Raw genomic sequence first — 15419 nt, forward strand, 5'->3', positions numbered from 1 at the left:
TCCACCGTTCGCCATTGTTTAACCTGAGCTGGTTCAATTCCGGAAGGACGGTTGATGGCGACGATCGAAGAGGCCCTCGAGATCGAGCGGCTCGAGCGGGACATCTTCCGTGGCGCGTCCACGAAGACCCAGCTGCCGCGCACGTTCGGCGGGCAGGTTGCCGGGCAGGCGCTGGTATCGGCGGTGCGCACGGTGGAGCCGAACTACCAGGTGCATTCCCTGCACGGTTACTTCCTGCGGCCGGGTAACCCGCAGGAGCGCACGGTGTACCTGGTCGAGCGCATCCGCGACGGCCGGTCGTTCTGCACCCGCCGGGTGACCGGCGTGCAGAACGGCGAGGCGATCTTCACGATGTCGGCCTCGTTCCACGTCGGCGACGAGGGCCCGGAGCATCAGGACGAGATGCCGAAAGTGCCGCCGCCGCACGAACTTCCGGACGCCCGCACCTCCATGAGCCCGGAGCGCCTGTGGGCCATGCGGGAGTGGGAGCACTGGGATATCCGCACCATCCCGCAGGAGCAGGTGGCCCGCAAGAGCGGCCTCGCCGCCCAGCAGCAGGTGTGGTTCCGCTATCGCCACCCGCTGCCGGACGATCCGCTGTTCCACGTCTGCACGCTCGCCTATATGAGCGATATGACGCTGCTCGGATCGTCGAAGGTCATCCACCCCGACGAGCCGACACAGAACGCCTCGCTCGACCATGCCATGTGGTTCCTGCGCCCGTTCCGCGCCGACGACTGGCTGCTCTACGACCAGGCCTCGCCCTCGGCGGGATTCGGCCGCGCGCTGACCGGCGGGCGGATCTTCAACCAGGAGGGTCAGCTGGTGGCGGCCGTGGTCCAGGAGGGGCTCATCCGCACGTTGCGCGAGGCCTGACAGCCGCCCCGCGGCCGGGCGACAGTTTGAGCGCCGGTGCGGCGGGTAGCCGATCGATAGCCGCCAGGCCGGTTCCTGCTGTCCGTTTGCCGCGGATCCGGGCAGGAATCGGCGGACCCTCGACGGGAGGAGGCTGCGATGGTCGACGTGTTCATCGTCGACGATCACGAAATCGTCCGGCGCGGACTGCGCAATCTCATCGACGAGGCGGCGGATCTCACGCTGGTGGGGGAGGCCGGAACCTGTGCCCAGGCCCGTGCGCGCGTGCCCGCGGCCCGGCCGGACGTCGTTCTGCTCGATGTCCGATTGCCTGACGGTAGCGGCGACGAGCTGTGCCGGGAACTGCTGGCGGCCGTGCCGGGTGTGCGCTGCCTGATGCTGACCGCGTTCGCGGACGAGCCGTCGATGATCGGCGCGGTGCTCGCGGGCGCCTCCGGATACCTGGTCAAGGACGTGCGCGGGCCGGAACTCGTGGACGCCATCCGGCAGGTCGCGGCCGGGCGCTCGCTGCTGGACTCCCGCGCGACGGCCGCGGTGATGGCGGCGCTGCGCGCGCAGGCCGAATGGCACGGCGGCCCGCTCGCCGAACTCACCGACCGCGAGCGGACCGTGCTGGGACTGCTGGGCCGCGGCATGACCAACCGCCAGATCGCGCAGCGAATGTACCTGTCCGAGAAGACGGTCAAGAATTACGTGTCGAGGGTGCTGCGCAAGCTCGACGTGCAGGGCCGCACCGAGGCGGCCGTGCTCGCCGCCCGGATGGGGCTGGTGCATACCCGCAACGGGTGAGTTCAGCCCTCGTCGAGGATCTCGCCGATCGCCCGGCGCGGAGTGGTGGGCAGCGGGGGAGTGTTGGCCGGAACCCAGCCGATCCGCACCATCGTCTGCGCGAACGCACAATCGTGCAGGACCGCGCGCCGGATCTCGTGCCGGAGATCCTGCATACCGAGTGGTTCGGTTTGAACGCACGTGGACAGGCCGAGATCGGTCGCGGTGAGCAGCAGTGCGCTGGTCGCCTCGCCCGCGGAGAGCTGGAAGCGCCGACCGTCGGCGGCGGTGCACACCACCAGCCATTCCGCCCCGTCGGAGGTGGCATCGGCGTCGTGCAGGATCGGGTCGGCGAACGGGCGGCTCGGGATCTCGTCGGAGAGACGCGGTGGCGGCGTATTGCGGGCCGGTACACCGTCCGGTGTGCCGTGCCGTCCGCTCCACGCCGTGAGTTCCCGGAGATAGTCCGGATCGTCGGCGTGGCGGTCCGTGGCGCAACGCATCGGTCCGGCCAGCAGCGTCCGCAGGCCGCGGGGCACATGCCGGACTGCGGCGCCGAATCGGTTGGCCTGGGCGGACACCGTCCGGAGGTAACCCGGCGGCACCTGCCAGTCGGCGTATCGGCGGCGATCGCTCTGCCGCAGCAGGATCGCGGCGGTCATCTCGATATCGGTGTCCGTCGGCTGGTGCGGTGTCGTCTCGACGACCGCCAGCAGGTCGGGGCGCTCCGGATCGGGCAGCCGGGTCACCGTCGGCGCCCAGCCCAGACCGGCGAGGGCCACGCGCAGGTGATGCAGGGCCGCGCCACAGCTCACCACCAGCGCGCGCTGCTGCGGATCGGTGCACGGCAGATGCCTGTCCACATCGGCCCAGAGCTCGATGTGGTCGCCGGTGACCCGCCATCGCCACGGCTGGGTGTTGTGTACCGAGGGCGCGCGGACAGCCATGCCGAGGGCGACCTCGATGGTGTCGGCGTCAGGCCGGGTGCGGGCCATGCGTCGGCGGGTCCTTCCATATCGAAATGTATCTGCCTCCGTCAGATTGCCTGGACAGTTGCCGGACGGCAGTGGGAGGAAGGTCCCGAAAACCGGGGCCGGTGGGCCCGGCCCCGCAGGCGCTTACGCCGTCTGAACGCGCAAGTGGCACACCACCGTATCGGGCAGGCGCCGCAGCTGCCGCTCGAGTTCGTCGCTGCGATGACTGGGCAGCAGCCGGTCCCAGCCGGTCGGGGGATCCACCTCGGCGATCAGCACCACCTTGCGCCGCCCGTCGAAGTTGTCGCGCACGTAGCGGGCCACCGGGCCGCCGACCTCGCAGTCACCGGCGTCGATGATCTCCAGCGGCACCTCCGGATGCCAGGCCTCCCAGGCCTTGGTGAATACCGTGGTGTTCTCCTCGGGCAGGCATACGTGCACCGCGACCACGTCGTGGCCCAGCGACAGGGCCGCCGACAGCGCCTCGCGGCTGAGCTCGGACACCTCCGACACCGGCACCACGATCACGGTCCCGGTCGGCTGCGGCCGGGCGGGCACGCAGCCGGTACCGCGCCGATTATCGATCTTGCGATAGGTGCGCCGAATCCGTTCCATGCCCAGCACCAGCAGCGGCAGCACCAGCACGATCAGCCAGGCGCCCTCGGTGAATTTCATCGCGGTGGTCACGATCGCCGCGACGAAGGTCAGCAGCGCACCGAATCCGTTGAGCGCCAATCGCCAACCGCCGACACCGTTCCGGCGCCAGTGCACCACCATGCCGACCTGGGCGATGGTGAACCCGACGAAGACGCCGATCGCGAACAGCGGCACCAGCGCGTTCATATTGCCGCCCGAGGCGATCAGCAGCACGGCCGCCGAAATGCCCAGTGTCAGAACGCCGTAGCGGTACACCTGCCGCGGGGTGGCGACGGCGAACCGGTGCGGCAGGCAGTTGTCGTCGGCGAGGATCTTGGTCAGCGTCGGCAGGCCGCCGTAGGAGGTGTTGGCCGCCAGCGCCAGCAGCGCCACGGTGGCGAATTGCACGACGTAGTAACCGATTCCGTGGCCGAGGGCCGCCTCGGTCAGCTGCGACAGCACCGTGGTGCCCTCGATCGGGTGCACGGAGAACTTGCCGATCAGCGTCGCCAGGCCGATGAGCATCACGCCCAGCAGCGCACCCAGCGCCACCTCGGCGCGCTGCGCCCGGCGCACCCGCGGCTGCTCGAAGCTGGGGACCGCGTTCGCGATCGCCTCCACGCCGGTCAGCGCGGCGCACCCGCTGGAAAAGGCCTTGAGCAGCAACAGGATTCCGATGGTGCGGCTGTCGGTGGCGACGGCCGCCCCGGTCTCGGTGAGCGCGGGCTCCGACCGCAGCAGTCCGGCCACGATCACGACCAGGATGCCGACCACGAACAGCATGGTCGGGGCCATGAACGCCCGCGCGCTCTCCCGGATCCCGGCCAGATTCAACGCCGTGACACCGGCCAGCACCGCCAGGCAGATCCACACCGTGTACGGCAGCAGTTGCGGGAATGCCGAGGTCAGTGCGGCGGTGCCGGCCGCGAGCGACACCGCGACATTGAGCACGTAGTCCACGATCAGCGAGGCCGCGGCCACCAGGCTGGTGCGATGCCCGAGGTGCTTCTTCGCCACCGCGTAGGCGCCGCCGCCGTCGGGGAAGGCGGCGATCACCTGGCGATAGGAGGCGATGAGGACGGCGAGCAGCACGACGATCGCCAGGGTCACCGGCAGCGTCATGCCGAGACCCGCGCTGCCCGCGGCGGCCAGCACGAGCACGATCGCCTCGGGACCGTAGGACACCGACGCCATCGCGTCGAGGGACAGTCCGGCCAGGCCGGTGGAAACAGTGAGCCCGCGCCGCGGGGCCGCGGGGCGAGTGGCCGCGGGCGCGGGCTCGGGTTTCGGCAGTACTTCAGTCACAGCGCGAGTGTTCCCCTCGTGCTGGACGACCGAACAGCTTCCTTGCGGAACCTTGACGGGCGGGTGAGCAGGCCCACACCCGCGGCGGCCGCGAACAGGGCGGTAGCCGCGGAAACGTATGCTCGAGTCGTGAGACCGACGATTGGTGTGCTGGCGTTGCAGGGCGATGTCCGCGAGCATTTCCACGCGCTCGAGGCCTGCGGCGCCGATCCGGTGAACGTGCGCCGGGAGTCCGAGCTGGCCGCCGTCGACGCGCTGGTGCTGCCCGGCGGCGAGTCCACCGCCATCAGCAAGCTGCTGGAGGTGTTCGGCCTGCTGGAACCGCTGCGGCAGCGGCTGCGCGACGGCATGCCCGCATTCGGTTCGTGCGCGGGGATGATCCTGCTGGCCGCCGAGGTGCTCGACACCCGGCCCGACGCCCGGTCGCTGTCGGGCATCGATATGACCGTGCGGCGCAATGCTTTCGGGCGGCAGGTCGACTCCTTCGAGACCGATCTGGATTTCGCCGGTATCGACGACGGCCCGATGCGCGCGGTGTTCATCCGCGCCCCGTGGGTCGAGCGTGTCGGCGACGGCGTCGAGGTGCTGGCGCAGGTACCGTCTGGTCCGGCGCAAGGACGGATCGTCGCGGTGCGTCAGGGCGGCGTCGTGGCGACCTCGTTCCACCCGGAGGTGACCGGCGATCTGCGGGTGCACCGGATGTTCGTCGACTCGGTGCGGGAGCGCGCCACAGTGTGACCGGTCCGTGGCGCACAGACGCCGCAACCGTCCAGTTGAGACAGGCGGGCGGGGCAGTAGACTGATGCAGTTTTACTGCCTCGACCCGAGCACATCGACCTGAAGGAAGTAGGGAATGAGCGGCCACTCCAAATGGGCCACCACCAAGCACAAGAAAGCCGCCCTCGATGCCAAGCGCGGCAAACTGTTCGCGAAGCTGATCAAGAACATCGAGGTGGCGGCCCGGACCGGCGGTGGTGACCCGGAAGGCAACCCGACGCTGTACGACGCCATCACCAAGGCGAAGAAGAACTCGGTGCCGCTGGACAATATCGAGCGGGCCCGCAAGCGCGGCGGCGGTGAAGAGGCCGGTGGCGCCGACTGGCAGACCATCATGTACGAGGGCTACGGGCCCAACGGCGTCGCGGTGCTGGTCGAATGCCTCACCGACAACCGGAACCGGGCCGCGGGCGAGGTGCGCGTCGCGATGACGCGCAACGGCGGGAACATGGCCGATCCGGGATCGGTGTCCTACCTGTTCAGCCGCAAGGGCGTGGTCATCCTCGAGAAGAACGGTCTGTCCGAGGACGACGTGCTGGTCGCGGTGCTCGACGCCGGTGCCGAAGAGGTCAACGATCTCGGCGAGTCGTTCGAGATCATCAGCGAGCCGGGCGATCTCGTCGCGGTGCGCACCGCGCTGCAGTCCGCCGGGATCGACTACGAGTCGGCCGACTCCGGCTTCCAGCCCTCGACCACTGTCGCGGTCGACGCCGACGGCGCCCGCAAGGTGTTCAAGCTGGTCGACGCGCTGGAAGACAGCGACGACGTGCAGAACGTGTACACCAACGTAGACGTCTCCGACGAGATCCTCGCCGAGCTCGACGCATAGTCCACGCAACGAAGGGCCGCCTCGGACAGGGGCGGCCCTTCGTTGTTTCGGGATCCATCCCTACTGCGCCGCCAGCTCCTCGTAGTACGCCTTCATCGCCGGGTAGTAGTCGTCGAAGTCCGGGAGTTCGCTGTCGGTCCGTGCGGCCACCAGTGCGTCGAGGTAGTACTCCCAGCCGGGGCCGACGCCGGACATGTCGTCGCCCGGTTCCAGGTGGTGGGTGAGCAGTAGCTCCGTGGTTCCGGCCCGCTCGGACAGGTGCAGCTCCAGCCGCCAGGTGCCGTGCTCGTCGATGGTCGTGATGGCCAGGTGCCGCGGCGGCTCACAGGCGTCGATATGCGCCTCGGTCCAGGGCATGCCGTCCTCCAGGGCCAACTGGATCTTGATGTTCCGGCCCGGTCCGCCCTCGCCTTCCCACGGACCGAACCAGCGTGCGGTGCGGTCGGATTCGGTGACGCTGGCCCAGACGTCGTCGATCGGTGCCCGGAAGGTCCTGCTGAGGGTGAGGTCGCGGCCGGTGGCGGTGGTGGTGAGGCGGCCGGTGGGTGGGGTGGTCATGCCGTGTTCTCCCTTGTGCTGTGCGGATCCGGGGCGCGACGTTCGCGACGCGTCCGGTAGACCTCGGTCGCCAAGGCGTCGAGGTGGTGCTCCCAGGTGTCGGCGCGGTCGAACAGCGCCAGCCACGAGGCGATTTCGCGCAGGGGCTCGATGTTCAGGCGGTAGTACCGCTGTCTTCCCACGAGCTCGTCCCGCACCAACCCGCTCTCACGGAGCACGCGCAGGTGCCGGCTGACGGCGGGTCTGCTGATGCTGAACTCCGCAGCGATCGCGCCCGCGGTGAGCTGCGCCCCGCGCAACATCTCGAGGATCTCTCGCCGGACCGGATCGGCGATCGCGCCCGCCACATCGTCCACACGGAAAGCGTAACGACCTAGTTACGCGTTTGTCCAGAGTCGGGTCGCCGCCCGCGGGCCTGTAGTTCCGTCGCGGGCGGTCCCACCGGTCGTATCAGAGGCTGAAGGCGATCGATCGCAGGATCAGGACGGCGATGAACACCGCGGTGAAGGCCAGGTCGAGCCCGACATTTCCGATCCGGACCGGTTTCAGCACGCGCCGCACCGGCGCGATCACGGGCTCGGTCGCCGCGTGGGTGAACCTGCGGACCTTCCACAGCCACCTGGGGCTGTTGCCCAGCATCTCCGCCCAGTCCACGACCAGCCGAGCGATGAGCAGGAGCAGAAAAATCGTCAAGATCCAGCCGAGCAGGGTCCCGATGAGACTCATGCCGTCACCTTCCCAACCGGCCCCATGGCCCGGGGCGCATCGTCCTACCAGTATCAACGTTCCACCGCGGGAGAAAGTGCCCCGGACCCGCCGCGCGTGCCGTCTCGATCGCGGGGGTGGTGGGTGCCGGGTGCGGGGGCGCAGAATCGTTGGTGGGCGTGTCCCGTTCGCACGGCTGCCTCGGGTCCGCTCGCCGACGTGCCGGACGATTCGAAGGAGATGCTCCATGACCGAATTCGACAGCGACAGCGTCCAAGTGGTGGCCTGTGACATCTTCGGAACGACGGTGGACTGGTTCACCGGCGTCAGCGAGCAGGCGGCTGCCGAATTCCGTTCGGCGGGTGTCGATCTGGACGCGGGTGTCTTCGCCAACGAGTGGCGGGACATGTATCTGCCTGCGATGCAACGAGTTCGGGACGGCGAGCGATCGTGGGCCTACCTCGACACCCTGCATCGCGAATCGCTGGACGTCCTGCTCGACCGTCACGGGGTGGTACTGGACGAGGCCGCGCGCGCCCGGCTGGTGCTCGCCTGGCACCTGCTGCCCGCCTGGCCCGACGCGTTCGCGGGTCTGGGCCGCCTGCGCGAGCGCTACACTCTGGCCGCGCTGTCCAACGGCGGGTTCGCACTGCTCACCCGCATGATCAAGAACGAGGGTTTGCCCTTCGACTGCCTCGTCTCCGCGGAACTCGCGCGCACCTACAAACCGGCGCCGGAGGTATACCGCACCGCCGCGAGCCTGCTCGATGTCGATCCCGGCCGGGTGCTGATGGTCGCGGCGCACACCTGGGATATCGACGGCGCCCGCGCCGCCGGCCTGCGCACCGCTTTCCTCGAACGCCCGGACGAGAAGGGCCCGCACCGCAAGGCCGACCGCCCGGAGGAAACCCGCAGCGATCTGACCGCCGCGAGCTTCTTCGAGCTAGCCGATCTGCTGGGCTGCTGAGCCGATCCACGCCAGGTCAAGACACCGCGAGGCGTCGGCACCGACCGGCTTGCGAAGATGTGTCCGGCGGGTCACTGCCGGTTTCACCGAACCTGCCGGTGCGCGCGTGCCGTCCCGAGGGGGCGGTGCCGATCAGTCGCTCAGGGCGGTCAGTGCCGACACACCGGCAGACAGCGTGTGGACGTCCACCGGCTCGTCGTTGATCAAGGCGTGCAACAGGATGCCGTCCAGGTAGACGGTGACCGCACGCGCCGCGCGGGGGCCGATCCGAGGAGTCAGGATGTCGACCAGGCCGTCGGACCACTCCCGCGCCATCGGCCGCAGTTCGGGGCGGTGCGCCGCCGCGGCGTAGAGCTCGTTGAGGCTGCGGCCGCGGTCGACCTCGGCGACGGTTTCGGAGACGAATCCGGCCAGCGTGGCCGAGAGGTCGTCGCTCGTGGCGAGGGCTTGATCCCATTGCTGCAGTGCGCGAACCGAGGCGAACGCGGCGTGCCGCAGGCCGAGCCGGACGAGTTCGTCCAGATCCTTGAAGTAGTAGGTGGTCGACCCGACCGGCACCTGGGCTACCTCGGCGACCCGCCGGTGGGTGACCCCGGCGACGCCTCGCTCGGCGATGACCTGCACCGCGGCCTCGATAATGGCGCGCCGACGTCCCTCCGGATCGCGGGCGGCCCGCCGTGCGCGGGTCAATGGGCACCCGCCAGATTCAATGTCACGACCCCCGCCACGACCAGCGCGACACCCGCAATCTTGGCCGCCGACAACGGCTCTCGCAGAAACATCACGCCCACCGCGACGATCGCCGCGGTCCCCACGGCCGACCACACCGCGTACGCGACGCCCACCTGGAGCCCCCGAGTCAGCGCCTGCGCGAGCAGCGTGAACGAGACGGTGTAACCGGCCAGGACCGCCAGCGTCGGCCACAGCCGGGTGAACCCCTCGGTGCTCTTCATCAGGCTGGTCGCGATCACCTCGACCACGATCGCACCGGCAAGAAGTAGATATCCCACGGCCCATCCTCTAGTGTGCAGATGTACATGTACAAACGTACACTAGGGTCGGGCGTGCGACGGGTTTGCCGGAGGGGCAACCACTTTCGGGCGCGGGCCGCCGACGACCTGCGGCATGATCGCGGAATGGACCGAATTTCGTTCGATGTCGACGACTACGAGCGCCGGGTGCGGTCGAGCCCGTGCTTCATCTGCGCGATCGTGGCCGGTGAGCACGACTCCACACTCGAGCGGATCATCGCGGACGACGGCGAGAACCTCGCCTTCCTGTGCCGGTACCCGACGCTGCTCGGGCACGTGCTGGTAGCGCCGAGGTCGCACCGCGAGCATGTGGTGCGCGATTTCGCCGAGGACGAGTACCTGTTCTTGATGGCACTGGTCCGCCGCGTCGCCCTCGCGGTCGAGTCGGTGGTGCCGTCCGAACGGACCTACGTGCTGAGTCTGGGCAGCCACCAGGGCAATTCGCATCTGCACTGGCATATCGCCCCGCTGCCGCCGGGTGTGCCGTACCGGGAGCAGCAACTCCAGGCGCTGATGGCGGAGAACGGTGTGCTGCCATGGTCGCAGGAACAGGCGGACGAGCTGGCGCACGAACTCCGCGCGGCCCTCGCCGAGATCGCGTGAATGTGCCGCAGGCCCAGGGGCGTTCGCTGCGACTTCGGACGCCACGCCGCCGAGGTGATTGCAAATCGGTCGCTCGGTGCGCAGGGTGGGCTGGTATGTCCGTCGCTTGCCCGTCTTGCTCCTGGCCGTCGCCGATGCATGTGTCCTCGCACGGTTCGGTGCGTTATCTGCGTTGTGTGTGCGGCAGGTGGCTGGCCGCGCACGGAGGCGGGGTGAGCGTGATCGCGGCCCGCGGCGCCTGCGCGCGATCCGCGCCGGTCTCGGACCACCTCGAACTGATCCCGCTCAGCGGGATTCGAGATCCTTCCTCTGCAACGGAATAGAGCGTCCGACAGCGAGGCCGCTCCTCACTCGAGGGTCGGCGCCGGTATGCCGACCCGCGCCGCCACCCACGGAAGCGACGAGGCGAATGCGGCGGCGGCGAATTGCCAGGTATGCCCGCCTTCTGTGGTGTGCACGGTGCAGTCGATGCCGACCTCGCGCCCACGCGCGCACAGCTTTTCGGCGGCGCCGACCTCGCCGGGGTCGGCGGCGCCGTCGCGCCCGCCCAGACCGACCGCGTCGTCGTCCACGGGCGGTCCCTCGTGCGGGGCCGGATTGCCCGGTCTGTGAGGCGGCGTGAGGTCGTCGAACAGTCCCGCCACACCGGTGTACGGCCCGTGCCGGGACATGACCGTGAGCGGGTCGAACCGGTCCCACCGTGCGGGATCCCCGCCGTAGAGACGCTGCACGGTCTGCTCTTTCGTGCCGGAGGCCGGGCCGAGGTCCCCGGCGATATCGGCGAAGGTGTGCCACAGCTCCGGATGCATGACGGTCAGGTCGATCGCGCAGGTGCCGCCCATCGACCACCCGACCGCGGCCCAGCGCGCCGGATCGGCCGAGGCGTCGAACGTCGACTCCACATACGGCACAACGTCTTCGGTGAGGTGGTCGGCGGCATTGCCGCGCGGGCCGTCGACGCATTCGGTGTCGTTGTTGAAACTGCCGCTGGAATCGGCGAACACCAGGATCGGCGCCTGTCCGTCGTGGGTGGCGGTGAATTGGTCCAGCACCGGCATGATCCGGCCGCTGCGCAACCAGTCGCCGGGGGTGTTGAATTCGCCGCCGATCATCATGACCGCCGGCAGGCTCGGCGGACGCTCACCGGCGAACCATGCGGGCGGGAGGTACACGTATTCGGTGCGATGCCGGAAGCCGCTGGCGGAGTCGGGAATTCGCACCGGGACCACAACTCCGGTCGCGGGGTGCGAATTTCGCATTCCGGGCAGCGCGTCGAGGCTGGTCTGATGGGGTAGCGGACCGGCCGTCAGCGCATTCCACGCCCCCTGCGCGGTCGGGTAGTAGCCGACCCACTGGTTGAGCACCACGCCGGTGCTGAGCAGCGCCGGCGGGACGGCCGCCACGGCCACCGCGCGCCGCCACCACCGCGCGCCCGGCCAGCCGAACACCGCGACGGCGAGTGCGCCCCCGGTCGCGCCGACACATACCCAGAGCAGGCCGGGTGCCGGATCCGATGCGAGCCCTTGATCGTTCACGTAGGACCACGCGGCGAGCGCCGCGGCGCCGCCGACGATGGCGCACAGGGGCATCCAGATCAGCCACCAGTGCCGGGTGCGCCGGATCACCGCGATAACCAGCAGCGTCAGCGCGACCAGCTCGATCGTCGTCGGCAGCCAACCGTGCAGCAGCGACATTCCGTGGTGAAAATCGTTGTAGGGGTGGAGATTCGCCGACGGCAGCGGTGGGGGAGGCGGCGCGGTGGCGGGTGGTGCGGGTGCGGTCGGCACATCCATCGGCGCAGGGAGCACGGCGCCACTGTGGACGCGCTTCCTCGAGATCTGCTGTGGATCGGGTGGGAATCTGCTGGAAGTGGTGGATTCCGGCCAAAAGCGTGCCGGAAATGACAGATTGGGGCAGCTGTCGGAGATGGCTGGTGGGCCAGGCTGTCAGTGGAAGATCTTCAGTCCCACCACGCCCGCGATGATCAGCAGCAGGCACAGGATGCGGGGGAGGGAGGTGGATTCCCCGAGCCAGATCATCCCCACCAGCGCGGTGCCGACCGCGCCGATGCCGACCCACACCGCATACCCGGTGCCCACCGGAGTCTTGTGCAGGGCCAGCCCCAGTCCGCCCATGCTGAGCGCCAGCGTGATCACGAAGATGACGGTCGGCAGCGGTTTGCTGAACCCGTGCGACCGCTCCAGCGCGATCGCCCACGCGGTTTCCATGAATCCCGATACGACGAGCAGAATCCAGGTCATGGCAGCCACCGTAGGCGACTACATGGTCGCCACCTGGGATTTGGATACATCGCCGAGCATTAGCCTCGGCCGCACGCAACCATGCCGGACGCAGACCGCGGGCGGGCCGGCCCTCATCGCTGGCTCGCCCGCGGTCCACTCCCGGTCACCGATGCGCCCGACGGCTCATCCGCCGACTCGATCCCCGGTCACGGGGTCGAACACATGCACCGCCGCAGGGTCGGTGACCCGCAGGGTGACGGTTTCGGCGAGCCGGGCCGGGGCGCGGTGCGGGGAGCGGGCCACCAGCGTCGGCGAATCGCCGTCGAGGGCGGAACCCGCGGCCTCGGGTAGGCGGCTGTAGACGAACGATTCGCTGCCCAGTTCCTCCACCAGTTCCACGGTGACGGCGAAGCCGGTCCCGTCGCGGCGCAACTCGAGATGTTCGGGGCGGATACCGACGGTCACCCGGTCCAGCCCCGCCGCCGCGATCGTGGTCATCCGCTCCCGCGGCAACTCCACCGTGCTGCCCGCCAGGTCGACCCCGCCGGTGACGACCGGCACCGTGCACAGATTCATCGACGGCGACCCGATGAATCCGGCCACGAACGCGTTGGCGGGCCGATCGTAGAGCTCGGCCGGTGTGCTGAACTGCTGCAGCCGCCCGTCGCGCAGCACCGCCACCCGGTCGCCCATGGTCATGGCCTCGACCTGGTCGTGGGTGACGTACACGGTGGTGGTGCCCAGCCGCCGCTGCAGGGCCGCGATCTGGGTGCGGGTCTGCACGCGCAGCTTGGCGTCGAGATTGCTCAGCGGCTCGTCCATGCAGAACACCCGCGGCTCGCGCACGATGGCGCGGCCCATGGCCACCCGCTGGCGTTGCCCGCCCGACAGTTTCGCCGGCCTGCGGTCCAGGAAGGGCGTCAGACCGAGTAGCTCGGCGGCCGCGGCGACCCGCTTCTTGCGTTCGGCGACAGGGACTTTCATCATCTTCAGCGCGAAACCCATGTTCTCGCCGACGGTCTTGTTCGGATACAGCGCATAGTTCTGGAACACCATGGCGATATCGCGATCCTTCGACGGCACCCCGACCATGTCCCGGCCGTCGATGCGGATCGATCCCGCGTCGATCTCCTCCAGCCCGGCCAGCATGCGCAGCGCGGTGGACTTGCCCGAACCGGAGGGACCGACCAGGACGATGAACTCCCCGTCGTCGATATCGAGATCGAGCGCGTCGACGGCGAGGGTGTCGGCACCGGCGTAGACGCAGGAGGCTTGATCGTAATGAATTGTGGCCACGGTCTTTTCCTTACTTGATGGCACCGAAGGACAGGCCGCGCACGAGCTTGTTCTGCGCGAGCCACCCGGCGAGGACGACGGGGAGGGCGGCGAGGACGGCCGCGGCCGACAGCCGCGCCCAGTACAGTCCCTCGCCGGTGATGAAGCCGACGAGGAACACCGGCATCGTCTGGGCCTGCACGGCGGTCAGGTTCACGGCGAAGAAGAATTCGTTCCAGGAGAAGATGACGCAGATCAGCGCCGTCGCGGCGATCCCGGGGGAGATCAGCGGCAGGATCACCTCGCGCACCGCGGTCCACAGGCTCGCACCGTCCATACTCGCGGCCTCCAGCAGCTCACCCGGGACCTCCAGGAAGAACGAGCGCATCATCCACACCGCGATCGGCAGGTTCATGGCGGTGTAGAGCACCACCAGCGCCCAGATGTTGTCCAGCAGGCCGATATCGCCGACGATCACATACAGCGGGACGATGGCGGCCACGATGGGCAGCATCTTGGTGCCGATGAAGAACATCATGGCGTCGCGGGTGTTGCGCACCGGGCGCAGGGACAGCGCGAACGCGGCCGGAATGCCCAGGGCCAGCACCAGAATCGTGGACATCGCCGTGGCGAAGGTGGAGTTCAGCAGCGCCGTGCCGATGCCGCTGTCGAGGACGGCGGAGAACTGGTCGAGGGTGGGCGTGAAGAACAGCTTGGGCGGATCGGTGTAGGCGTCGCCCTCCTGTTTGAACGCCGTGAGCACCATCCACAGCACCGGGAAGAACATCCCGATGCCGACCACCCACGCCAGCACACCCCAGAGCATGCCGACGCCCCAGCGCCGCCTGCGCGCCGGAATCTGCTGTGCGGCAGCGGTTTCGATGGTGGGAGCGGTGGTTGTCATCAGGCCGCCTCCTCTTTCCCGGTGAAGGATTTGAACAGCAGTCGCAGCGCGAAGGTCGCGACGACGGTGGTGGCGATGACGGTGACCACGCCCATGGCGGCGGCCTGGCCGATGTCGAAGCCGAGGAAGGCGCGCTGATAGATGTAGAAGGGCAGGTTCGAGCTGGCGATGCCCGGCCCGCCCGAGGTCATCATGTACACCGCGTCGAAGGTGTTGATCAGGTAGATCGCGCCCAGTACGGCGCCGAGCTCGATGAACCGGCGCAGATGCGGCAGCGTGAGCTCGCGGAAGATCTGCAGCGAGTTGGCGCCGTCCACGCGGGCGGCCTCGACGACATCGCGCGGCATCGACTGCAGCCCCGCCAGGATCAGCAGCATCATGAACGGCGTCCACTGCCACACCAGGTCGGCCATGACCGCGGGGAGCGGATACCTGCTCACCCAGTCGATCCGGTCCACCCCGAACGGCTGCAGGACGAAGTTGATCAGGCCGAACACCGGATCGAGCATCGTGGTCTTCCAGATCAGTGCCGCCGCAACGGGTGTCACCAGGAACGGGGTGATCAACAGGGTGCGGACGATGCCGCGGCCGAGGAAGGCGCGGTCGAGCAGCAGCGCCAGCAGCAGCCCGAGCACGACCGCGACGATCACCGTGCCGACGATCATGATCACCGTATTGAGCGTGACCTGACGGAACTGGCTGTCGCGGAACACATCCGCGTAGTTCTGCAGGCCGATGAACTCCCGGGAGCCGGGCCGCACGAGGTTCCACGACTGCGTCGAGTAGTACAGCGTGAACACGAACGGCACCTGCGTGACCACGATGAGGAAGATCAGGGCCGGTAGCAGCGGGCCGCGCCGGCGCCAGGCCTCGCCGCGCGAGACCCGGTGTGGCTTGTGTGTTTTCGTCACCGGTGATGCGACGGCGGTCGTCGCGAGGACGGCCGGGGCGGCGGTTGTCTCGGACAT

At 68.9% G+C, this 15419-nt stretch carries 18 protein-coding genes; 6 read left to right on the plus strand and 12 right to left on the minus strand.

The genetic code is table 11. The annotated features are described in order from the left end of the window. Positions 1-54: 54 nt before the first annotated feature. Entirely contained in the window at positions 55-876 is an 822-nt protein-coding gene (locus NM1_RS27160; RefSeq protein WP_068025767.1) for an acyl-CoA thioesterase, read from the plus strand. A 138-nt stretch (positions 877-1014) separates the two neighbouring features. Then, positions 1015-1665: a response regulator gene (locus tag NM1_RS27165; protein ID WP_068025769.1), complete on the plus strand. Its 651-nt coding sequence runs from the start codon at positions 1015-1017 to the stop codon at positions 1663-1665. A 2-nt stretch (positions 1666-1667) separates the two neighbouring features. Here the strand turns inward: NM1_RS27165 and NM1_RS27170 are convergent, their stop codons facing one another. Both NM1_RS27170 and NM1_RS27175 read right to left on the minus strand, forming a co-directional pair. After that, positions 1668-2639 (minus strand): Acg family FMN-binding oxidoreductase, encoded by a 972-nt coding sequence (locus tag NM1_RS27170; protein WP_068025776.1) that lies wholly within the window; start codon positions 2637-2639, stop codon positions 1668-1670. 123 nt (positions 2640-2762) lie between these two features. Further along, complete coding sequence (locus NM1_RS27175; protein ID WP_084520108.1) at positions 2763-4448, minus strand: APC family permease; 1686 nt, start codon at positions 4446-4448, stop codon at positions 2763-2765. A gap of 240 nt (positions 4449-4688) precedes the next feature. Between NM1_RS27175 and pdxT the strand changes: the two genes are divergently transcribed. Both pdxT and NM1_RS27185 read left to right on the plus strand, forming a co-directional pair. After that, entirely contained in the window at positions 4689-5297 is a 609-nt protein-coding gene (gene pdxT, locus NM1_RS27180) for a pyridoxal 5'-phosphate synthase glutaminase subunit PdxT (RefSeq protein ID WP_068025779.1), read from the plus strand. 115 nt (positions 5298-5412) lie between these two features. Next, entirely contained in the window at positions 5413-6165 is a 753-nt protein-coding gene (locus tag NM1_RS27185) for a YebC/PmpR family DNA-binding transcriptional regulator (protein ID WP_068025781.1), read from the plus strand. A 60-nt stretch (positions 6166-6225) separates the two neighbouring features. Here the strand turns inward: NM1_RS27185 and NM1_RS27190 are convergent, their stop codons facing one another. From NM1_RS27190 to NM1_RS27200, 3 genes are all read right to left on the minus strand, one after another. Continuing rightward, entirely contained in the window at positions 6226-6723 is a 498-nt protein-coding gene (locus NM1_RS27190) for an SRPBCC family protein (protein ID WP_068025783.1), read from the minus strand. Continuing rightward, the gene (locus tag NM1_RS27195) at positions 6720-7079 is read right to left on the minus strand and encodes a metalloregulator ArsR/SmtB family transcription factor (RefSeq protein ID WP_068025785.1); all 360 of its coding nucleotides are present in this window, start codon (positions 7077-7079) and stop codon (positions 6720-6722) included. The genes NM1_RS27190 and NM1_RS27195 overlap by 4 nt, the downstream gene beginning before the upstream one ends. Positions 7080-7173: 94 nt before the next feature. After that, positions 7174-7449 carry a YggT family protein gene (locus tag NM1_RS27200; RefSeq protein WP_068025788.1) on the minus strand — a complete coding sequence of 92 codons (276 nt, stop codon included), beginning with the start codon at positions 7447-7449 and terminating at the stop codon, positions 7174-7176. A gap of 226 nt (positions 7450-7675) precedes the next feature. On the opposite strand from NM1_RS27200, the gene NM1_RS27205 reads away from it, so the two are divergent. Further along, positions 7676-8395 (plus strand): haloacid dehalogenase type II, encoded by a 720-nt coding sequence (locus NM1_RS27205; RefSeq protein ID WP_068025791.1) that lies wholly within the window; start codon positions 7676-7678, stop codon positions 8393-8395. A 132-nt stretch (positions 8396-8527) separates the two neighbouring features. On the opposite strand, the gene NM1_RS27210 is transcribed toward NM1_RS27205, so the two are convergent. Further along, positions 8528-9085, minus strand: coding sequence for a TetR/AcrR family transcriptional regulator (locus tag NM1_RS27210; protein ID WP_068025794.1), 558 nt, complete (start codon positions 9083-9085; stop codon positions 8528-8530). Continuing rightward, positions 9082-9405 (minus strand): DMT family transporter, encoded by a 324-nt coding sequence (locus tag NM1_RS27215; protein WP_084520096.1) that lies wholly within the window; start codon positions 9403-9405, stop codon positions 9082-9084. The genes NM1_RS27210 and NM1_RS27215 overlap by 4 nt, the downstream gene beginning before the upstream one ends. Before the next feature lie 126 nt (positions 9406-9531). Between NM1_RS27215 and NM1_RS27220 the strand changes: the two genes are divergently transcribed. Next, positions 9532-10029: an HIT family protein gene (locus NM1_RS27220; protein ID WP_068025796.1), complete on the plus strand. Its 498-nt coding sequence runs from the start codon at positions 9532-9534 to the stop codon at positions 10027-10029. 347 nt (positions 10030-10376) lie between these two features. Here NM1_RS27220 and NM1_RS27225 read toward each other — a convergent pair whose 3' ends face one another. The 5 genes from NM1_RS27225 to NM1_RS27245 all read right to left on the minus strand — a co-directional run bounded on the left by NM1_RS27225 (position 10377) and on the right by NM1_RS27245 (position 15419). Next, on the minus strand, positions 10377-11822 hold the full coding sequence (locus tag NM1_RS27225) for an alpha/beta hydrolase (protein WP_246011334.1): 1446 nt from the start codon (positions 11820-11822) through the stop codon (positions 10377-10379). A 153-nt stretch (positions 11823-11975) separates the two neighbouring features. Then, positions 11976-12290, minus strand: coding sequence for a DMT family transporter (locus NM1_RS27230; RefSeq protein ID WP_068025798.1), 315 nt, complete (start codon positions 12288-12290; stop codon positions 11976-11978). Positions 12291-12455: 165 nt separating this feature from the next. Continuing rightward, positions 12456-13568, minus strand: a complete 1113-nt coding sequence (locus tag NM1_RS27235) for an ABC transporter ATP-binding protein (protein WP_068025804.1) — start codon at positions 13566-13568, stop codon at positions 12456-12458. A 10-nt stretch (positions 13569-13578) separates the two neighbouring features. Beyond that, a complete protein-coding gene (locus tag NM1_RS27240) occupies positions 13579-14373 on the minus strand; it encodes a carbohydrate ABC transporter permease (RefSeq protein WP_246011335.1) in 795 nt (264 codons plus the stop codon). A gap of 77 nt (positions 14374-14450) precedes the next feature. Next, entirely contained in the window at positions 14451-15419 is a 969-nt protein-coding gene (locus NM1_RS27245; RefSeq protein ID WP_084520099.1) for a carbohydrate ABC transporter permease, read from the minus strand.

The organism is Nocardia mexicana NBRC 108244 (assembly GCF_001613165.1).
GTDB classification, from domain to species: Bacteria; Actinomycetota; Actinomycetes; order Mycobacteriales; family Mycobacteriaceae; genus Nocardia; species Nocardia mexicana.